Origin of the sequence: Pseudoflavonifractor phocaeensis (assembly GCF_038439875.1) — a bacterium.
Lineage (GTDB): Bacteria > Bacillota > Clostridia > Oscillospirales > Oscillospiraceae > Vermiculatibacterium.
This window is the reverse complement of the sequence record NZ_JBCDMT010000001.1, coordinates 157,414-177,477: the sequence shown is the minus strand read 5'-3', so window position 1 is coordinate 177,477 and position 20,064 is coordinate 157,414. Positions and strand designations below refer to the sequence as shown.

At 61.5% G+C, this 20,064-nt stretch carries 19 protein-coding genes; 4 read left to right on the top strand and 15 right to left on the bottom strand.

What is annotated here, in order from left to right; genetic code table 11:
- Nucleotides 1-17: 17 nt before the first annotated feature.
- Nucleotides 18-830: a glutamate racemase gene (gene murI / locus AAEU42_RS00865; RefSeq protein WP_342231626.1), complete on the bottom strand. Its 813-nt coding sequence runs from the start codon at nt 828-830 to the stop codon at nt 18-20.
- 205 nt (nt 831-1,035) lie between these two features.
- On the opposite strand from murI, the gene AAEU42_RS00860 reads away from it, so the two are divergent.
- On the top strand, nt 1,036-1,452 hold the full coding sequence (locus AAEU42_RS00860; RefSeq protein ID WP_342231625.1) for a hypothetical protein: 417 nt from the start codon (nt 1,036-1,038) through the stop codon (nt 1,450-1,452).
- A 67-nt stretch (nt 1,453-1,519) separates the two neighbouring features.
- Here the strand turns inward: AAEU42_RS00860 and AAEU42_RS00855 are convergent, their stop codons facing one another.
- Genes AAEU42_RS00855 through AAEU42_RS00845 form a run of 3 tightly spaced genes read right to left on the bottom strand, consistent with a single transcriptional unit; the run spans nt 1,520 to nt 5,422 of the window.
- A complete protein-coding gene (locus AAEU42_RS00855) occupies nt 1,520-2,020 on the bottom strand; it encodes a 4Fe-4S dicluster domain-containing protein (protein WP_342231624.1) in 501 nt (166 codons plus the stop codon).
- Nucleotides 2,021-2,022: 2 nt separating this feature from the next.
- Nucleotides 2,023-4,158 carry a molybdopterin-containing oxidoreductase family protein gene (locus tag AAEU42_RS00850; RefSeq protein WP_342231623.1) on the bottom strand — a complete coding sequence of 712 codons (2,136 nt, stop codon included), beginning with the start codon at nt 4,156-4,158 and terminating at the stop codon, nt 2,023-2,025.
- A complete protein-coding gene (locus AAEU42_RS00845) occupies nt 4,130-5,422 on the bottom strand; it encodes an NAD(P)/FAD-dependent oxidoreductase (RefSeq protein ID WP_342231622.1) in 1,293 nt (430 codons plus the stop codon). Before AAEU42_RS00845 ends, AAEU42_RS00850 begins: the two co-directional genes overlap by 29 nt.
- A gap of 88 nt (nt 5,423-5,510) precedes the next feature.
- Between AAEU42_RS00845 and AAEU42_RS00840 the strand changes: the two genes are divergently transcribed.
- The gene (locus tag AAEU42_RS00840; RefSeq protein ID WP_342231621.1) at nt 5,511-6,707 is read left to right on the top strand and encodes a sugar diacid recognition domain-containing protein; all 1,197 of its coding nucleotides are present in this window, start codon (nt 5,511-5,513) and stop codon (nt 6,705-6,707) included.
- 6 nt (nt 6,708-6,713) lie between these two features.
- On the opposite strand, the gene AAEU42_RS00835 is transcribed toward AAEU42_RS00840, so the two are convergent.
- The 9 genes from AAEU42_RS00835 to AAEU42_RS00795 all read right to left on the bottom strand — a co-directional run bounded on the left by AAEU42_RS00835 (nt 6,714) and on the right by AAEU42_RS00795 (nt 15,866).
- The gene (locus AAEU42_RS00835) at nt 6,714-8,117 is read right to left on the bottom strand and encodes an MmgE/PrpD family protein (RefSeq protein ID WP_342231620.1); all 1,404 of its coding nucleotides are present in this window, start codon (nt 8,115-8,117) and stop codon (nt 6,714-6,716) included.
- Nucleotides 8,118-8,138: 21 nt separating this feature from the next.
- Nucleotides 8,139-8,912, bottom strand: coding sequence for an aspartate dehydrogenase domain-containing protein (locus AAEU42_RS00830; protein ID WP_342231619.1), 774 nt, complete (start codon nt 8,910-8,912; stop codon nt 8,139-8,141).
- A gap of 10 nt (nt 8,913-8,922) precedes the next feature.
- A complete protein-coding gene (locus AAEU42_RS00825; protein WP_342231618.1) occupies nt 8,923-9,540 on the bottom strand; it encodes a nuclear transport factor 2 family protein in 618 nt (205 codons plus the stop codon).
- Nucleotides 9,541-9,553: 13 nt separating this feature from the next.
- Nucleotides 9,554-10,834, bottom strand: a complete 1,281-nt coding sequence (locus AAEU42_RS00820; protein ID WP_342231617.1) for a TRAP transporter large permease — start codon at nt 10,832-10,834, stop codon at nt 9,554-9,556.
- 19 nt (nt 10,835-10,853) lie between these two features.
- On the bottom strand, nt 10,854-11,363 hold the full coding sequence (locus AAEU42_RS00815; RefSeq protein WP_342231616.1) for a TRAP transporter small permease: 510 nt from the start codon (nt 11,361-11,363) through the stop codon (nt 10,854-10,856).
- 102 nt (nt 11,364-11,465) lie between these two features.
- On the bottom strand, nt 11,466-12,587 hold the full coding sequence (gene dctP, locus AAEU42_RS00810) for a TRAP transporter substrate-binding protein (RefSeq protein ID WP_342231615.1): 1,122 nt from the start codon (nt 12,585-12,587) through the stop codon (nt 11,466-11,468).
- A 51-nt stretch (nt 12,588-12,638) separates the two neighbouring features.
- Entirely contained in the window at nt 12,639-13,358 is a 720-nt protein-coding gene (locus AAEU42_RS00805) for a maleate cis-trans isomerase family protein (RefSeq protein WP_342231614.1), read from the bottom strand.
- Nucleotides 13,359-13,381: 23 nt separating this feature from the next.
- Nucleotides 13,382-14,452 (bottom strand): NAD/NADP octopine/nopaline dehydrogenase family protein, encoded by a 1,071-nt coding sequence (locus tag AAEU42_RS00800; protein WP_342231613.1) that lies wholly within the window; start codon nt 14,450-14,452, stop codon nt 13,382-13,384.
- 4 nt (nt 14,453-14,456) lie between these two features.
- Entirely contained in the window at nt 14,457-15,866 is a 1,410-nt protein-coding gene (locus tag AAEU42_RS00795; protein WP_342231612.1) for an MmgE/PrpD family protein, read from the bottom strand.
- 368 nt (nt 15,867-16,234) lie between these two features.
- On the opposite strand from AAEU42_RS00795, the gene AAEU42_RS00790 reads away from it, so the two are divergent.
- Nucleotides 16,235-16,438 (top strand): alpha/beta-type small acid-soluble spore protein, encoded by a 204-nt coding sequence (locus tag AAEU42_RS00790; RefSeq protein WP_342231611.1) that lies wholly within the window; start codon nt 16,235-16,237, stop codon nt 16,436-16,438.
- A gap of 56 nt (nt 16,439-16,494) precedes the next feature.
- Here AAEU42_RS00790 and AAEU42_RS00785 read toward each other — a convergent pair whose 3' ends face one another.
- Both AAEU42_RS00785 and AAEU42_RS00780 read right to left on the bottom strand, forming a co-directional pair.
- Complete coding sequence (locus tag AAEU42_RS00785; RefSeq protein ID WP_342231610.1) at nt 16,495-17,664, bottom strand: MalY/PatB family protein; 1,170 nt, start codon at nt 17,662-17,664, stop codon at nt 16,495-16,497.
- A 73-nt stretch (nt 17,665-17,737) separates the two neighbouring features.
- Complete coding sequence (locus AAEU42_RS00780; RefSeq protein WP_342231609.1) at nt 17,738-19,126, bottom strand: Na+/H+ antiporter NhaC family protein; 1,389 nt, start codon at nt 19,124-19,126, stop codon at nt 17,738-17,740.
- Nucleotides 19,127-19,375: 249 nt separating this feature from the next.
- On the opposite strand from AAEU42_RS00780, the gene AAEU42_RS00775 reads away from it, so the two are divergent.
- Nucleotides 19,376-20,053, top strand: a complete 678-nt coding sequence (locus AAEU42_RS00775; RefSeq protein ID WP_342231608.1) for a Crp/Fnr family transcriptional regulator — start codon at nt 19,376-19,378, stop codon at nt 20,051-20,053.
- Nucleotides 20,054-20,064: the final 11 nt, after the last annotated feature.

Genomic DNA, 20,064 nt, shown 5'->3' with positions numbered 1-20,064 from the left:
TGACTGAGAGGGGGCCGTCAATACTTCTCGATCTCCACCCGCTCCACGTCCCCGTCCACGCCGCCCCCCAGAAAGACGGAGGCCAGCCGGGCGAAGTCCTCGGTGGAGTCGCTGACGAAGTAGCGGCTCCCACCCCGGACCCGGTCCGCCAGCAGGCCTCGCTCCGCCAGGGTCCCGGCAGCGGCGGCGGCGCAGGCGGCCCCGGTATCGATGAGGGCCACCTCCGGCCCCATGGTCTTGGCCACCACCTCGGCCAGGAGGGGGTAGTGGGTGCAGCCCAGCACCAGGGTGTCCACCCCCGCCTCCCGCAGGGAGGACAGGTATTCCTCCGCCACCAGCTCCACCACCCGGTCCCCCACCCGGAAGCGGCCGTTCTCCACCAGTGGGACGAAGAGGGGACAGGCTTTGGCAAAGACCTCCGCCGCCGGGGCGATGGCCCCGATCTCCCGCTCGTAGGCCCCCGAGCGGATGGAGGCCGCCGTGCCGATAAGGCCGATCCGCCCGTTCCGGGTGGCCTCCGCCGCGGCCCGTGCCGCCGGGGCCACCACGCCGAAGAGAGGCAGGGGGTTTTCCGCCGTCAGCTCGGCCAGGGCGTTGGCGGACACAGTCCCGCAGGCCACCACAACGGCCTTCAGATCAAAGGAGCGCAGGAAGGCCACATCCTGCCGGGCATAGCGCAGGATGGTCTCCCGGCCCCGGCCCCCATAGGGCACCCGGCCGGTGTCCCCGAAGTAGACCAGATCCTCCCCCGACAGCAGGCGCCGCAGCTCCCGCAGGGCGGTGAGCCCCCCCATGCCGGAGTCGAACACGCCGATGGCCCGCTGATCCATACCCCTCTCCCCCTCTGAACGAAATCATGAAAAATGAATCTTTACTATGATATGCCGTTTCCTGAGGAAAGGCAAGGGAAATTTCCCGCTCTTTTCCCTGAAAAAAGGCCCTCACTCCCGTTTGACATTTCTATTTACATCATTATAATATAGAGACGGAGAGGGCCGTGCCCTCTATCCCATCACGGCGAGGAGGTATCTTCCCATGAAGTTAGAGCTGACAGCCAAACAGTTCCGGCGCCTATTGGATATGGCTTATATCGGCAACTGGATCCTGAACTCCACCAGGGGCGACGACCGGTTCGCCGACTACGACGAAGTGGAGAGCCTTCTGTTTCAGAAAGCCAAGGAGCTTGGCATGGACGCCCTCACGGAATATTGGGAGGGCGCCGCGGTCCCATCCCAGGCCTTCGCCGAGGGCGGCATCCACGAGGCGATCATGGAGTATGAAAACAACGTCTTCTTCGACATCCTGGCCGAGGATCTGGCCAGGCGGGACATGGAGGACGTGCCCATCGACGAACACAACTACCCCGAGCTGGCTTCCCGCATCGACGCCTATATCGCCGAATTCGAGGAGCACGGCACGGATAACATCCTGGTGGACACCGGAAGCTCCTGAACAGGCCGAAAAAAAGAGGCGGCTCCAGTTTTCTGACTGGAGCCGCCTCTTTTTGTTTATGACTATCTCAGCCCTGCAGCAGCCGCTGATATTTCCGTTCCTCCTTTTCGGCCTGCAGCACATCCACCTCTACATATTGGAGGGCCCCGGTCTGGCAGACCTTCACGCAGGCGGGCAGCAGGCCGCATTGGGTACGTACCCAGCACTTGTCGCACTTGGTGATTTTGTCATCCACGTCGTACCGGGGCACGCCGAAGGGGCACGCCAGGGCGCAGGAGTGGCAGCCGATGCACAAGTTTGGGTTTGCCACTACCGCCCCCGTAGCCTTGTCCTTGGTGAGGGCCCCTGTGGGGCATCCCACCACGCAGGCCGGGTCGGCGCAGTGCATACAGCTGATGGATGCATACCGGATACGCGCTTCCGGAAAAGCTCCTGTCTCCGCCCGGCAGATCCGGCGGTTGGGGGCGCCGGCATTCCCATCAATCAGGGTATCGTTTTGATCCATACAGGCCACGGCACAGGCACCGCATCCCACGCATTTGTCAATATCCAGAATGATATCCTTCATACTCACACCCCCTGTCCGCCCCGGGCTGGCGCTTTTTCCACCTTGCACACCGCAGATTTATACCCTGGATACCCCGAAATAGGGTCCACATACTCCATGGGAAAGAGGGTGTTTACATCGGCCTTGGCGTTGCCGTGGAAGATGTGCACCACGCCAGGAAGGGCTGCCTCAGTGAGGTTGGCCATAACTGCAAGGCTGCCTTCCGGGGTGGAGAGCACCACTTCGTCCCCTTGAACAATGCCCCGCTTTTTCGCATCCGCGGGGTTCATGTCACAGGCCGCCCGCATGGGAAAGACCGTTTGAGACCAGCCTACATGGTACATCCGTGTGTGGACCAGCATGGGCTGGCGGGAACCGGTGTTGAGCACCAGATCGAATTCGTCCCCCACCCTGGGTTCCCGGCCCGGTGGATGGTAGAGTGGCAGCGGGTCATGGCCGGGGTGATCGGAAAAGCGCTCCAGTACGCTGGAGGCAAATTCAAATTTGCCCGAAGGGGTAGGGAACCCATCTTTTTTGAAATAGTCCAGGGGCTTGCCCGCCATCATCTCAGGGGTAGCCCTGAAGGTGTCGGGGTAGGCACGCAGCGCCTGAGCGGTCAGGCCGGTAGGCTCCAGAATATAGTCGAGGCAGGTGTCCAGGCCGTGATTCATCAGCGGGTCGTCGATCCCAAGCCGAGAGGACAAAAGACACATGATGTCCACGTCGGATTTAGAGTCATAGAGAGGCTCGATGGCGGGCTCCGTAACGATAAAGGTACCGTTTCCATAAAATCTGAGCTCGCTGCGCTCCACCGAGGAGCAGGCGGGCAAAACGATGTCGGCATACTTCAAGGTTTCCGTGTCGAAGAGATCAACCAGAGCGATAAAATCCAGTTCCTTCATTGCCTCGGCAAAGGCGGCCGGGTCGGGGTACATCCGGTGGTTGAAGCCCACGCCGAACATGGCCTTCAGGGGATAGGGCTTCCCTGTTCGGATCTGCCGGGGGATGCCCATGCCGGTGGCGTCGTCGTCACACACCGCCCCCCAGATGGGATACTGATCCACCCCCACCCGCTGGGGTAGGTCGCTCCAAGCCACGGGATAGGAAAACTCCCTCATCCGGCTCTTGATTCCTGGAGGCACAGCCTGACCGCCGGGCTTGCCATAGTTGCCGGTGAGAGCGGCTAGAGAAAAGATGGCCCGGTAGTTCTGCACACCGTTGGTATGGTGCACCACAGGAGAGGCACTGGCCATAATGGCGGCCGACTTGGACTGGGCATAGAGAAGAGCTGCCGCCCGTAACTCCGCGGCAGGGACACCCGTCAGTTCTTCCACCCGTTCCGGCGTGAATTGGGCAGCATAGGTCCTATATTCCTCAAAACCTTTGGTATATTGTGAAATAAACCCCCGGTCTTCCAGTCCCTCCATCAGGATAGTGTTGGCCATCCCCAGAGCCACAGCCCCATCGGTGCCGGGCCGGGGGCGCAGGTGGACCGCCGCCCGCTGGGTGGTGGGGGTGATACGGGGGTCCACCACAATCATCTTCATCCCCCGGTCCAGGTTGGCCTGGAGGCCCTTGGCGTTGATGACGCCGGTATAGAAGGGGTTGGAGCTCCACACCAGCAGGCAGTCTGTCCGCCCCATATCTGGGCCGTCCATACATCCGGCCACCAAACACTTGGCCATGTGCATAGCCTCGAAGCAGGCGCCGGTCTCCGTGATGTAGTTAGGGCTTCCGAACAGCAGGCACAGGCGGCTGAGCCAAGGACGATAGTACTTGGAGTAGCCAGAAGTAAACATTACGGATTCCGGCCCATATTCCCGCTTCGCCTTGTTCAGCTCCCGGGCCACAGTGTCCAGGGCCTCATCCCAGGTAATGGGAATGAACTTTCCCTCTCCCCGCTCACCCACCCGCTTCAGGGGCGTCTTGAGTCGTTTTTCCGAGTAGACATACTGTCGGGTGGCGGCCCCCTTCCCGCACAGGTTGCCGCCGCTGCCTGGGTGATCCTCGTTGCCTTCGGCCTTGATGATGCGCCCATCTTTGATAGAGAGCTTCAACCCGCACTGCTGGGGGTCGCAGATCCCGCAGATGGTCTTCTTCAACGTGATCCCGGTCTCTAGACAGGGGATCTTAGCCTTGAGCAGCTGTTGTTGTGTCATACCAAGACTTCCTTTCTTCCACTTTTTCCAGTACCTCCAACTGGGCCAGCAAAGCAGTGAGCCCGTCTGCGGGCCCCGGCCCGGCCGACTTCTCCCCCTGGATATACTGCTTGAGCATGGTGTTTTTCAGCACTCCACAATCCCCGTAAAGGTCCAGGGAATTATAGCCGGTCAGGCGGTCCGCCGTGTAGAAGAACTGTTCCAGGCAGTCCTCGGTGAACCGCTCCTCCACTCGGTCATAGCTCCGCACCTCCCCCAGCCCCACGAAGTCCATGCCCATGAAGTGGGTAATATTGTGCAGCAAATTGCCCTCATACCCGCTGGGCAGGCCACACATGTGCCTGCCCGCCGTCCGCCCCTGCATCCGGGCGTTGGCCAGCAGGCCGATGATCTGATTTTGGCCTGTGGCCAGGTTCCGTCCCTGGGCCACATCTCCGGCGGCATAAATGTACGGGATATTGGTCTGCATGGTCTCGCTGACCAGCACCCCGCGGTCCACCTGGAGCTCAGTCCGGTCCACAAAGCTCATATTGCTCCGAACCCCTATACACATGGCCAGGTACTCTGCTTCCACGGGTGCCTCCCTGCCGGTAAAATAGGCGGCGATCCCGTTCTCCCGGGCCTCGATCCGCTCCAGTCCGGCCCCCATTAGGAGTTCCACGCCCTGGTTTGTCAGCCTTCTCTCTATGGCGGCGGCGCACTTTGGGGAGGCAGCTAGGGGAAAGATATAGGGGGCCAGGTCGGCCAGCACCACGCCGCAGCCCATACGGTGGAACATCTCCACCACCTTGATGCCCACCATGGAGGCCCCCACCACCAGCACTTTTTTGGGGGCCTCCTCCCCCGCTCGGCGGAGCTGGACGGCATCCTCCACCGTGCGTACAGTAAGCACCCGGTCCAGCTCTGCCCCTGGGATGGGGGGACGGAGAGCTGAGGCGCCAGAGGCGATGAGGCACAGGTCGAATGGATGGCTCTCTCCCCCCGCCTCCAGCCGCTTTTCGACCGCCTTGAGCGCCATCACCGGGCAGTCATACCGGAAGTCCACGCCAAACCGGCCATAAAAGGCGTCCCCGTAAGGGAACATGTACTCAAAGGGAATGCGCCGGGAGGCGTAATATGTGGTGAGCATGGGGTTGGCGATCTCGTTTCTGTTATCCGCGAACAGCCTGATCTCGTCATAATACCCGTGCTTTCGAAGAGCGATTACACATTCCGCCGCCGCGCATCCGTTGCCGATAATGGCAATTCGTTTGACATCGGTCATGGCAGCTTCCTCCTGTCTGTTTTCATTCCGTCCTGGCGGAATCTATGATATAATTGTGTCGAAATCCATCGAAGGGGGATAACGCCGCATGGTACTTGATCAGGCCCTGGCCGAAAAGGTAATTAAAAAACTGGAAAATGTCCAGCCCTATCATGTGGTGGTCATCGACCACGAGGGCATCATCGTGGGTGCCACCGACGAACGCATCCTGGGTAAGCGCCACTGGGACGCCATTCATCGAATGGATGAGTACCGCCGCCTGCTCAGCTCCCCCTCCGGGGGCAAGAGCCGGAACACCGTGAAAGAGGGCGGGAACGGCCGCTGTCTCTTTGTGAAAAATGAATTGGTGGGAGCCATCGGCCTCACCGGCCTCACAGAGCAAGTCATCCCCTATCTCGAGATGACTCGAACTATTGCCGAACTGGTCTTGGAATGGGAAGCCGAACAGCGCCAAGAAAGCATTCGGAAGGCCACCGACCATCAGGTGCTCCGGCGGCTCATCTCCCCCCACAAGGACCGGGCCAAACTGAGCGAGGCCCTGGCCCTCCACGGTATCGACCTCAGCCGTCCCAGGACCGTGGTGCTCATCAAATTCTCCCCCATCCAACGGGAAGGAGTGGTGAAACAGGAGGGAAGGAACCAAGAGAGCATTTTTCAAGATGCCATGCGCAACATGCTCTCCTCTCTTCGAAGCCGCTTCTCCTTTGAGTATGACCTGCTCCTGCCCGAGCCCGAGCACCGGCTCGTCATGATCCTGTGCGCAGACCGCAGCCGGGACCCCATAGGTAACGAGTCCAAGCTGGTCCAGCTGTGCGAGGCGGTGGAGGAGGACTCCCGGGTCAATTACGGTATCGCCCTCAAAGCCGTGGTGGGCAGGCGCTGCTGCTGTTTGGAGGACTACGACGGGCAGTACCAGCAGATGATGCTGAAGTTCGAGCTGGGGGAATTTCTCTTCCCCCGGACCCCCGTCCTGCTGGGCAACTCCATCGTCCTGGGCAACATTGCCGCCTTTGTACCTGAGCGGGAAAAACGAAGCATCGCTGAACACGTGTTGGGAAGCTTGTTGCGCTCGAACCAGAAAGATCTCTATTTGGAGACCCTCGAGGTGTTGTTCGCCTGCGATATGAACAGCACCGAAGCCTCCCAAAAGCTCTTCATACACCGCAATACCCTGCAGCACCGATTGAAAAAAATCGAGGAGCTGACAGGGTATAGCGTATATCACATTGATGACATCCTCACCCTGAGATTGGGATATCTCTTTTACCGCTCTTTCAATTCCTAAGCCCGCTCAGTCCGCGGAGAGGCACTCGGCCAGCCGGGCCACGTCGTCCAGGTGCTCCAGGTCCCTGCACAGGGCGATGAAGCGCTCGGTCTTCTCTTGGGACAGCCCCGCCACCTTGGCGCCGATACGGAAGGTCTTCTCGCAGTCGTCCCAGTCGAAGGGGTTGCGGGGGTGGCCCTTGGGGAACTGCAGCTCCCCCTTCAAAACGGAGCCGTCCTTCAAGGTGATGGTCATCTCCACCTTGGGGAAGGAGCCGCCGGTGAAGATATTGAAGCAGTGCTTCAGCGGCAGGACGGTCTCCTTGTCCAGGTGGATCCGTCCGGCCAGGTCCAGCAGGTCGGCGTCGGCCAGACGGCCCTCGTCGAACCAGCCGGGGCCGGGCTCTCCCCGCAGCAGGAAGGCGGACAGGCAGTAGGGGATGGAGAACTGGCCGTCCTTGACACTGTTGTAGCCCTCCGGGCGGTAGCCGTCCCGGAACTGGAAACCGGGGGTGATGTCAATGGCCTCAATGTCGGCGGCGGCAAAGCCGTGCTCCTTCTGCAGCTTGTCCAGGCAGTCCAGGGGGGTCTGTATCCACATGTTGGCGGGCCAGTGCTTGAACAAAATCTCGTTGAACATATATTCGGTGCCCAGGTTCCGGTCCAGCCAGCCGGGGTTGTCCCCCCGCTGCATCATGAAGGCGTAGCCGCCCTCGATGTCGAAAATATTGTACATGTTGTCCAGCTCGTCCCGCTTGGCCATCCGGGCCAGCATGGTGCCGTTCATGCCGGTGAAGCCGAACTGGAGATGGTAGAAGTCGGACATCTGCTTGTGGATGATGGTGTCGATGACGGGGGTCTCGCAGGCGGTGGCCCCCATCAGCAGGTTGAACTGCTCCTCGTCGCACCCTAGCAGCTTGCCCGCGGGCATGGAACAGGCCCAAATCTGCCAGGAGCACAACCCCCAGCCGTTCTTCACGATGTCGAAGTCCGGGTCGGGCTGGATGTGGCCGGAGACCCGCTGATAGACCTCGAACCCGCTGATGATGGCGGTGAGATAGTCCTTCCCGGGCAGCCCCAGCGCCTCGGCCACGGCCATACCCACGGGGACGAAGCCCGCGGTGGGGTGGCCGGTCCAGGAGCAGTCCTCCCAATCCAGGGTGTCCGCCCCGGTGGAGTTGACGAAGATGGCGCCGTTCATGGGCTGCTTGCCCGGCCGGCCCCAGGTGGTGGCCATGAGTTCGGCCCGCTCCCCCACCGTGTCCCGGGCGGTGCTCAGCGCCGCCTTGACGCAGGGGGAGGGGGCGGCGGCCAGGGTGGCGCCCACGCAGTGTATGGTCAGTTTCTTCGCCCGGTCGATGACCGCGGCGGGAATATCCTCGTATTGGATGCCGGCGATGAATTTCGCCAGGCCCTCGGTGTAGTTGGTCAAATGTGACACCTCTTTCAAAAGTTAGAAGGTAATGGGAGAGACGAGCCGTTTCAGAAGGGCCAGGGCGCTCCAGGCGGCCAGGGCCGGGCCGTAGACCGCCCCGCTCTGCTCCACCCGCAGCCGGGCGGAGCCGTACTCCCCCTCCACGGCGAAGCCGAAGCCGGAGCGCTCGTCCGGCCCCACGGGCTCCACCCGCATCCGGGTCTCGTCCAGGCTGCCGCACACCAGAGCCGCCGTCACGGCCACGTTCAGGTGGTCCGGCGACAGGAGGAAGCCCTCCCGCGCGCTGCCCTCGAACCGGTCGGGCAGCTCAGAAAGCCCCTGTGGACACCGCCCGGTGTCCCGGGGGTATTTGTATTTTGTCATGGTCCCCCGCGCCGGCCCCATGAGAGCCAGGGCGGAGGCCGCGTCGAAGCCGCCGATGACCCCGGACGCCAGATATACCTTGGAGCCGTGCTCCCGGGCGAGGCAGGCGCAGCGGTCATAGAACCCCTCGTCGTAGAAAGCCCCCACCGACAGGCAGATCAAGCTCCGCCCGGCGGAGAGGATGGCCGGGGCGTGTTCCGTCACGGCCTGGGCGTTGGCCGCCTCGATGACGTAGTCCGGCGCCAGGGCGAGGAGCTCCTCCAGCCCGGCGCAAGCCGTACCGCCCCACGCCCCGGCCAGGCGGGCGGACCGCTCCGTCCCCCGGCCCAGGACGCCCACCAGGGCGCAGTCCGGGACCTTGCCGTCGCAGAGGGCCCGGGCGATGATCTCTCCCAGCCGCCCCGAGCCCAGAAGGCCGATCCGTGTCATGGCGGACACCTCACAATCCCAGGAATTCGCTGCTTTCGGCGTACATCGCCGCCACCGTCTCGGGCCGGTCCTCGCCAATCATGTCGGGGTTGGGATGCCCGCCGTACTTGATTTGGCGGTACATCATATTGGCGTAGGAGGGCCGGTAGGGAGCCAGGTCCTCGGGGGCGGTGGTAAAGCTGCCGTTGGCGTAGGCGGAGTGCATCGTGTCCTTTTCGTAGACGCCCCCCAGGTGGAGAATCTTCCACACGCCGTCCCGCTTTTCCAGGCGGAAGTGGATGCGGGTGTGGGTGGTCATATCCACCAGGTCCCCGTCCAGCTCACAGCGAATCTGGATGACGGCGATGCACTCGGCGCAGGCCCGGTTCCCGTTGAGCCACACCAGGGTGTTGAAAATCTTGTGCCGGGGCGGGATGCCCGCCCGCTTTTTGGACCCCTCCACAAAGTCGTCGATTTTGGCGGTGGTCCAGGAGGTGCAGACGGTGGCGTCGTCGTGGTAGCACGCGCGCATCTGGTCCCAGTGCTCGTAGTCCCGGCAGTAGCGCTCGAACTCCACCAGCTCCCGGATGTTTTCCTTATCCAGCAGCTCTTCCAGGGTGTTCTGGCCCATCTTGCAGTCAAAAATCATGGGGAAGCCCTCCTTATCGGCTCATCAAATTGGGCAGGAACATGGTGATTTGCGGGAAGCAGGAGATGATAAGGGCCACCACGACGAGGATGACCAGATAGGGGATGGTGGCTTTGGAGACCTCCGACATACTCTTGCCCGTGATGCGCATGGTGGTGAAGAGGTTGAAGCCGAAGGGCGGGGTCAGCATGCCGATCTGGCTGTTCAGGATGGTCATGATGCCGAAGTGGACCGCCGGGATGCCCAGGCTGGCCAAAGTGGGCAGCAGGATGGGGGCCAGGATGATGACCAGGGGCGTGGTCTGGATGAAGCAGCCCAGGAAGAACAGCACGAAGAACATGATGAAGACGAAGACGAAGCGGTTGGGGATGAACTTGGCGGTGAGCTCCACCAGCAGCTGGGGCAGGTTCAGGTTGGTGACCACCCACGTCATGGGGGTGGCGAAGCCCATCAGCACCGACATGGCCGCCGCCTCTACCGTAGCCTTGCCGAAAATGGCGGGGAGCTCGGGAATCTTCAGGGTCTTGTAGTAGAAGAGCTCCAGCACCACGATATAGACGATGGACAGGGCCGCCGCCTCGGTGGGGGTGGCGATGCCGCCGTAAATGCTGCCCAGGATGATGACGGGGAAGAAAACGGCGGGCAGGTCCTTGACAAAATCCTTGAACCCGTATTCAAAGGTCTTTTTCCGGAACTCGGCGTTGGGGATGCCCTTTTTCTTGCAGGTAAAGCACACGTACACGGCCCAGGCGCCCGCCAGCAGCAGGCCGGGGATCAGGCCGGCGGCAAAGGTGTCGGCCACCGAAACCCCCATCACCACGCTCAGGGTGACCATGGGGATGCTGGGCGGGATGAGGATGCCTAGGGAGCCGGCGGAGTTGACCACGCCGATGGCCATGTCGGAGGGGTAGCCCTCCTCCAGCATATAGGGAATCATCAGCGCGCCCACGGCCACGATACAGGCCATGCTGGAGCCGGTGATGGCGGCAAAGAAGGCGCTGGCCATGATGGCGGCGATGCCCAGGCCGCCGGGGAGACGGCCGAAGGCCTTGCGCATCACGTTCACCAGGCTCCGGGCGGTGCCGCCGTTGGAGGCGATGGAGCCGGAGATGATGAAGAAGGGCACGGCCAAGATGGTGTAGGAGTTCAGGCCGCTGAACGCCTGCTGGATGATGGCGGTGGGGTTGGTGCCCATGATGAACTGGGAGCCGAAGATGGTGACGGCCAGCATGACGAAGGCGATGGGAAAGCCCAGCATCAGCAGGATCATAAAGCCCATGATGATAACACTCATAGTTGTCTCTCCCCTCCCCTTACTGTTTTGCGGCGGGCTTTGCTTCCGCCCTGGGTTCTGTCAAGGTAAAGATGGTGGAAATCAGGAACCGGATGGTCATGCCCGCGAAACTGACCATGATGAAGGCGTAGAAGAAGGAAATGGGCATGGAGAGGACCGAGGTGGTCATCTTCAGTTTGAGCATCTTCACGAAAATCTCATAAGAGAGGTAGGCGGAATAGCCGGAGACCACGGTAGCCAATACGCCGATGGCCAGGTCGATGATTTTCACAATGGGGGCGGGCAGGCTTTTATAGACCGACACCCGGGACAGCCCGCCCTCGCTGATGCCGATACTGGTGCCCACGAACACCACACACAGGTAGGAGTACTGGGCGATCTCCTCCAGCCAGGAAAAGCTCTGAAGGCCCATCCAGCGAATGATGATTTGGATGAAGATGAGCACGGTCAGGGCCATGAAGACTCCGCCCATCAGCAGCTTTTCCACCTTGTCGAATCCGGAGATCACCTTGCTGATTTTTTCACGCATGTCGATCCTCCTCAGCGCGCGGGGCCGGAGGGCGGCGTCCGGGACCGGGCCGGACGCCGCCGCTCCGGGGCCGCGCCGCAATGATTACAGCGGGGGCTTGGTTCAGCGGTACTTCTCGTTATACTTTTCGCAGATGCCGTAGGCGAAATCGAAGAACTCGGCGCCGCAGTCGTCCTTATACTTGTCCCACAGGGGCTTGGCGACTTCCACGAAGGTGGCCTTCTCCTCGGCGGTCAGGTCGTTGGTGATTTTGAAGTCGGGGGCCTCCTCGGCGGCCCGCTCAATTTCCTCGTCCACGTGGGTCTCGCACATGGCGAAGCCGTACTCGTCCATCAGCTGGCCGCACTCGATGAAGATGGCCTGGTCCTCGGCGGGGATGGAGTTCCACACGTCCTCGCTCACCAACATGACGGCGTTTTGGAAGATGGTGTTCAGCACCGTGTAGTAGCGGTTGATTTCACAGAAGCGCTGGTCCAGGTTGTTGGAGATGGTGGAGTCCTCGCCGTCGATGAGGTTCTGGGACAGAGAGGTGTAGACCTCCTTGAAGGGGATGGAGGTGGCGGTGGCGCCGAAGGCGTTGAAGGTGTCGATGATGATGGGGTTGCCCAGAGTACGGACCTTCATGCCCTTGAGGTCGGCGGTGGTGCGCACCTCGTGCTTGGTGTTGCCCACCCCCCGGCCCACGCCGTAGCCGAAGCCCAGCGCCTGACAGCCGGTCTGCTCCTTGATGGCGTCGAAGAGGGCGGTGCGGAACTCCTCGTCCAGGGCGAAGTCGTTGTAGACTTCAAAGCTCTCAATCATGAAGGGGAAGGCGAAGATATTGCACTCGGGCACCACGTTGCCCAGGGTGGTGGTGCTGACCGGGAGCATATCCAGGGTGCCGGTCAGCACCTGCTGGAGGCAGGTCTCCTCCGTGCCCAGCTGGCCGTTGGGGTAGATTTCCAGCTTGTAGCGGCCGTCGGTCTTCTCGTAGAGGATGCGGCTGAACTCCTGATAGATGATGTAGTTGATGGTGGTGGTGGTGTTCTGGGTTGCCACCTTCAAGACCCGGGTATTCTCGGTGACGGGCTGGTCGCTGTTGTCCTCAGGGGCGGCATCGGGGGCCTGGGAGACCTCGGCGGCCACGCTGTTTTCCGGGGCCTTGCTCTCCTCGGAATTCCCGCCGCAGGCGGTCAGGCCAAAGATCATTGCCAGTGCAAGGACGAAACTCAGGGTTCTTTTCATGTTTGATACGCTCCTTCTCTTTTTTAAGTTGTGGGCGGATGGAGGGTCTTCTCACTGAAATAATTGGCCGAGCTTCCGTTTACTCTCCTCGCTGTGGTGTCCAAAAAACGTGCCGATCTCCCAGACGGAGGCCTGGTTGCTGGTGACCAACGGCGCGCCCAGCGCCTCCTCCAGGGGCGGGATGACGTCCAGGATGCAAAGGCCGGTGCAGCTGACGAACAGCGCCTCGCTGGTGGGCTTCCAGGCTTTTTTCGCCAGGTCGTAAATCTCCTGTGGCTCCGTCTTGGGAATGAGCCGGGGGTCCTCGTGGCCCAGGCCCACAATTTCATCCACGGTGTAGCCCAGGTGCTCCAAAAAGAGCCGCTCCTTCTCGTTCACCTCGTCAGGGTAGGGGGTCACGATGGTGAGGCGCCGGGCCTTCAGCTTCTCCAGGGCCCGGAGCACCGCCGTGGTGGTGGTGGAGGCGTACCGGGCGCCGGTGGCCTCTTTGAGCTCCTCCCCCAGCCGCTGGTCGTAGCCGTCCCCGCCGATGAGGCTGCCGGTGGTACAGCCGAAGAAGACCATATCCGGGCGGTAGCTCTGGAAAATCTTCACCGCCTCCACCGTCCGGCGGCTCATGGCCGTGATGCCCTCCACCGTGACCTTCTCATAGGCCACTGGGATGCTGGCGATGCCGATGTCCGGGTGGAGATTGCGGTGGAGCTGGGTGTTGACGTTGACGCCGGGCGTGGGGGCCACCACCGCCAGGCGCCCCAAAGTTCCATAGGGCATTTTTCCGCTTCACCTCCTTATGTTTACGAGCCCCGCTGGGTCTGGAAAAACTCCAGCACTTCCTTTCCCCGCAGAGCGCCCAGGCCCAGGTTTTTCAGGGTCCGGCCCTCGGCGTAGTAGTCGGTCTGGTTCACGGCGGAGGCCACGGTGACCATAGCCTTGAACACCGGCACGTCGATGCCCAGCGCCTCCGCCACCGAGATGAACAGGCACACCAGGGTGGGGGTATCCTCGGAGATGTAGCGGTTGGTCACCTGGTCGGGGCCGGCCAGCTGCTTGAAGTTGTCGTACTCGTGGACCTCGGGGTCCAGGTACTTTTTGTAAGTCACGGAGGAGGAGGGGCCGTATTTGAGCCCCAGGGTATCCATGACGGCCTTCTTCTCCAGCCACATGGCGTCGGCCAGGTTCATGGCGCTGCGGCACACCCCCTGCTGGAAGACGTAGTAGGGCTCCTTGGCGTTCTCGATGGCCCCGGCGTTGAGGAGGGTGAGGACGATATGTCCCACCAGATTGGGGCCGTTGAGGGCACACTCCAGGATGCTCCCCGCCGGCTCCAGCTCGTAGAGCTCCGCCATGGCGTCGATGAGCTTTCCCGTGTCGCTGTACGGCATGGCCGCCGCCTTCTTTTTGGAGTAGGGGAGGCCGATGCGGCACAGTCCCGGCTCCACCAGCCGGCAGGGGAAGAGGTTCCCGCAGGTCTCCCCCACCACCACGCCGGTGAGGCCCTTGGCGTCAAACACCCGGCGGTAGATGAGCGAGCCCAGGCCGCCGCTGCTGAGGAGCACCACACTGTCCGGCCGCAGGAAGGGGGCAATCATCTCCGCCGCTTCCCGATCCCGGTTGGCAATGGTGCAGCACAGCACCACATCCACGCCGTCCAGGGCCTTGCCCACGTCGGTGGTGACCATGGCGATTTTGGCCTTTCCCTCCCCCATGCTGCCGGTGAGGGCAATCTCCCCCAGCCGGGCCGTCTCCTCCAGAATTTCGCTGTACGCCTCGCTGTCGCACAGGTGGACCTCATGCCCTCTCAGAGAGAGCTCGGCGGCCAGGGTGTGGCCGGTGGAGCCGCCCCCCACGATTCCAACTTTTTTCATTATCTCATACCTCCAGACATTCTGCCAACTCGGTTAAATCTTCCAAATTCTCCAGATCCTCGCACAGCTGGATAAACCGCTGCGTCTTCTCCTCCCCCAGCCCGGCGATTTGCGCGCCGATGCGGAAGCTGTTCTCGCACTCGGCCCAATCGAAGGGGTTGCGGGGGTGGCCCTTGGGGAACTGCAGCTCCCCTTTCAAAACGGAGCCGTCCTTCAAGGTGATGGTCATCTCCACCTTCGGGAAGGAGCCGCCGGTGAAGGTGTTGAAGCATTGACGCAGCTGCATCACATGCTCCCGGTCCATATGTACCCGCCCCGCCAAATCCAGCAGCGCCGGATCGGACAGGCTCTCCGCCGAAAACCAGCCGGGGCCGGGCGCCCCCCGCAGAAGATAGGCGGACAGACAGTAGGGGATGGAGAACTGGCCGTGCTTGACGCTGTGGTAGCCCTTGGGGTCGTAACCGTCCCGGGCCTGGAAGCCGGGGGTGATGTCAATGGCCTCGATGTCGGCGGCGGTGAAGCCGTGCTCCCTGCGCAGCTTGTCCAGACAGTCCAGGGGGGTCTGCACCCACATGTTGGCGGGCCAGTGCTTGAACAAAATCTCGTTGAACATGTACTCGGTGCCCAGGTTTCGGTCCAGCCAGCCCTCGTTCTCGAAGCCCCGGGTCATGAAGGCGTAGCCCCCCTCCACGTCCAAAATATCGTAGAGGTTGTCCAGTTCGCCCCGCTTGGCCATCCGGGCCAGCATGGTGCCGTTCATACTGGTGAAGCCGAATTGGAGATGGTAGAAGTCGGACATCTGCTTGTGGATGATGGTGTCCACCACGGTGGTGGCGCAGCCGGTGGCGCCGATGAGGAGGTTGAACTGCTCCGGGTTGCATCCCATCAGCTTGCCCGCCGGCATGGAGGCGGCGAAAATCTGCCAGGTGGCCAGCCCCCAGCCCTGCTTGCCCAGGTTCCAGTCCTGGGGCGGCTGGATATAGCCCGCGATGCGCTGGTAGACCTCAAAGCCGCCCACCACCGCGGTGAGATAATCCTTCCCCGGCTTTTTCATGGCCTCCGCCATGGACAGCGACACCGGGATGAAGCCCGCTGTGGGGTGGCCGGTCCAGGAGCAATCCTCCCAGTCCAGGGTATCCGCTCCGGTGGAGTTGACGAAGACGGCGCCCAGCAGCGGGGCCTTCCCGTGCCGGCCCCAGACCGTGGCCTGGGCCTCGCCCCCCTCGCCCATGGTGTCCCTGGCGGTGCTCACGGCCCGGGTCACGCAGGGCATGTCCCTGGCCGCCAGAGTGACCCCCACCGTGTGCATGGTCAGCTTCTTGGCCCTATCGATAACGTCCGCCGGAATGTCCTCATATTGGAGGCCGGAGAGAAAGGCCGACAGCTCATTTGTGTGATTCGTCAATTTCAGCACCCCGTCATCATATTTTTTGTTTATTTCTGCTTCTATTAATATCATAACCTCAAAAAATGCCGGTTTCATGGGGCATCCGAAACGTCTTTGCGCCGATTTCTGATGTTTCTATTGTTCATATGACCAACGCTCACAAGCCGCTCCATCTCTTTTGCACAAATTTCACTCATCCGGCACTTCGTCAGGGTAAAAGAGCGACAAAAAAACGAACCGCACCCGGTTCATTTTCTGCTGCGGCCTAAACAGGCCCCACCTAAATTTGACAAAAAGAAGAACGCATAGAACCCCGCACCTGGGCCAAACTATGCTCGGATTCTCGATCCAACCGAATCTCAGAGAGATAATAAAAAATGAGGAGATGCGAAGTTATGTCTAATTCCAACAATTCCAATCAGCCTGTCGTGCCCAGCGCCCGCGAGGCCCTCAACAAGTTCAAGATGGAGGCCGCTCAGGAAGTGGGCGTCAACCTGAAGCAGGGCTATAACGGCGACCTGACCAGCCGTGAGGCCGGTTCCGTGGGCGGCCAGATGGTCAAGAAAATGATCGAGGCCTACGAGAACGGCATGAAGTAAGCATTCCCCTTTTTCGCGAAAAAACGCCCGTCACGCAGTGCGTGACGGGCGTTTTTTCATCCGGCGGCCCTCGCTTTGGCGGCCGCCTCGATCCGTTTCAGACCAGCCTCCAGCGTGGCCCGGGCGCAGCCGAAGTTCAGCCGGGCGAACTGGCCGGTGGGCTCCTTGTAGGCCGTGCCGCCGGACAGCCGCACACCGGCGGCGGTGAAGAAGCCCTCCAGCTCCTCCCGGGGCAGGCCCAGGCCGGCGCAGTCCAGCCAGAGAAGGAAGGTGGCCTCGGGGACCACGGGGGTGATGCCGGGGATGTGCTTTTGAACATAGTCCACGGCGAAATCCCGGTTGGCCTGGAGATAGTCCCGCACCTGGTCGGCGTAGGCGTCCCCGCTGTTGTAGGCCGCCTCCATGGCCACCAGGCCCAGGATGCCGGTGTTGATGCTGTTGCGCTCCTTCACCGTTTCGAACCGGGCGCGGATGTCCCCGTCGGGGATGATGATGACCGACGCCACCAGCCCTGCCACGCTGAAGGTCTTGCTGGGGGAGGTGCAGGTGATGGTCCGCCGGACCAGCTCGGGGGACAGGGAGGCGATGGGGATGTGCTTTCTGCCGTCAAAAACGATGTCGGCGTGGATCTCGTCGGAGAGGATGAGCAGGTCGTTCTCAGCGCAGATGGCCCCGATCTTCTCCAGTTCCTCCCGGGTGAGACAGCGCGCGGTGGGGTTCTGGGGGTTGCAGAAGAGAAAAATTTTGGCCTCCTTAGCCTTTTGGGCGAAGTCGTCGAAGTCGAACTCATACCGCCCCTCCACCAGCTTCATGGGATTTTCCACCACCCGCCGGCCGCTGAGCTGGGCCATCTCAAAGAAGGGGGTGTAGATGGGGGTGTTGATGAGCACCGCGTCTCCGGGCTGGGTAAAGGCCTGGACGGCGGTGGCCAGGGCGCAGTCGATGCCAGCCAGGAAGGTCACCCACTCCTCCTTCACCTCAAAGCCGTGCCGGACCCGCTGCCACCGGGCCGCCGCGGCGGCGCAGCCCTCGGGGGGCAGGGTGTAGCCGTAGATCCCGTGGCGGACGCACTCCTCCAGGGCCTCGTTTACCTGGGGCAGGGTGCGGAAGTCGGTGTCCGCCACCCAGAAGGGGAGCAGCGCCTCCTCCCCCTCCCCGATGAACCGCCTGTCCCACTTGGCGCTGTTATGGCCGCGGCGGTCGATCACTTCATCAAAATCGTACATAAAATCCCTCCTGTGACGGGGAAAAGCCGCCGGAGCGGCGGCTTTTCCCTTCCTTTTTCTCTCGTCTTGGATCTTAAAGCATGAAGCCCAGCACCAGGTAGAGCACCAGAGCGCCCCCCGCGAAGCACAGGGAGTAGGGCAGCTGGGTCTTTACGTGGGACACCACGTCGCAGCCGGTGGAGGAGCAGGACATGATGGTGGTGTCGGAAATGGGGGAGGTGTGGTCGCCGAACACGGCGCCGCCGGCGATGGCGCCCACAATCATGGGGATGTTGACGTTGAGGGCCAGGGCCATGGGCAGCAGGATGGGCATCATGATGGCGATGGTGCCCGCGCTGGAGCCGGTGGAGAAGGAGATGACGCAGGTGAAGAGGAAGGCGATGGCGGTGAACACCGCGGGGTTGATGAACCGGATCAAGGCCTCGGAGAGATAGGCGGCGGTGCCCAGCTCACCCAGCAGATTGCTCAGGGCATAGGCAAACACCATGATGGCCACGATGTCCATCATATTGCCGCAACCCTGGAAAAAGGCGCCGATGTTGTCCATGACGCTGCCCAGCTTCTCCACGGCCATGGCCACGATGAGATAGAGGGCCCCCGCCGCGATGCCGAAAATGAGGCCGGTCTCGGCGTCGCCGCCCATGAGGCTGCCGTGTCCGCTGTAAAAGAGATAGGCCACGGTGACCACGATCATCACCACCATGGGGATGAGGAGGAACTTCGCCTTGTCCGGGTCGCCGTCGGCGCAGGACTCGTCGGCGTCAGGCCCCACGCAGGGGTCGGAGGCCATATAGGCCGCCTCGGCCTTCTTCATGGGGCCGAAGTCCTTGCGCAGCAGGATAAAGGCGGCCACGCCCACCACGGCGAAGATGCAGTAGAAGTTGAAGCCGATGCCCCGCACCATCTGGGCGGTGGGATTCTCGATGCCCTGGGCCTCAATGAAGCTGGCGATGTAGGGGCCGTAGGCGGCGATGGGGATCAGGATGGACATGGGGGTGGCGGTGGAGTGGACGATCCAGGCCGTCTTTTCCGGGGAGATGCCGAAGGCCCGGGTCAGGGGCCGGGAGATGGAGCCGGTGATCATGACGCTCAGGGTGCCGTCGATAAAGACCAGCACGCCGATGAGCCAGGTGAACAGCTCGGCGCCCACACGGGACTTGACCACGCTGCGCTTCTTGATCATCAGCGCGGTGAAGCCCTTCAGGCCCCCCGCCTTCTCGATGAGGTAGAACATCCCGCCCAGGGTCAGCAGGATGATGATGATGGACGTGCTGGAAGAGCTGGAGAACACGCCTACGATCATGTTCTTCGTCCCCTCCAGCATACCCATCAGGCTGTACCCGGAGAGCATGAAGTTGCCCACCAGCAGAGAAGCGAACAACGCCAGGAACACGTTCTTCGTCGCCAGGGCCAGGACGATCGCCAGGATGGATGGAATGACGCTCAAAAAGCCAAATTCCATTTTTAGAACACCTCCTACAAATTTTGAACAGGCTTGTTTTACCACAAGTCGCAAACGAAAAAATAGAAAGTAGTTTACATTTCAAAGACAAAACCACCGTTTATTTGATTTTATTCGACACCCCTTTTGTGTAAGTTGCCCTCATTTTCTCCGCAAAAACCCAAAAAGAGCCTTCAAATTGTAAGCTACTATATATTTTTTCCTGGAAGTGGTATGCTATAACGAAATCAACGGAAGGCGGCGATGGCGATGTTGGCCAACAAAGACTTTTCCCCCTGGATCCGCTATGACCTACACCAGTGGAGCTCCCTGCTGGACGAGCGGTACCTCATCCGGGTCAAGGGCAAAACGGTCATCTACAACCAGGAGGAGGACATCTCCCAGATCTATATCGTCAAAAGCGGGCGGGTGCGGCTGAGTTATTTCACCAGCGAGGGCGCCGAGAAGATCTATATCTTCGCCCTGCCCGGGGCCATGTTCGGGGAGGAGACCTGCTTCGAGCCGGAGGCCCAGTTCCTCCACGCCGCCACCATCGTGGACTGCGAGCTGTACTGCATCCCCCAGGATGAGTTCCTCCGCCGCCTCAGCCAGGACATCGGCCTCAACGCCCAGGTCCTCTCCTCCATGTCCCACAAGATCCACCTGCTGATGGAGCACATCCGCCGGCTGTGCTTCCTGGAGGCCAAGAACCGGGTGGCCGCCGTCTTTGTGGATTTGGCCGCCGTCTTCGGCGTCCGGGTCAAGGAGGGCATCCGGGTCGAGCTGCCCGTCATCCAGCAAGGCATCGGCAACCTGATCAACACCTCCCGCCTCACGGTGAACAAGGCCATCAGCGAGTTCGAGGCGGAGGGCTTTCTGGAGAAGAAGCGGGGCCGCTGGTACATCTATGATTTAGAGGCCCTCAAGGGTCTGAGCGATATCAACTGACAGGAGGAAAT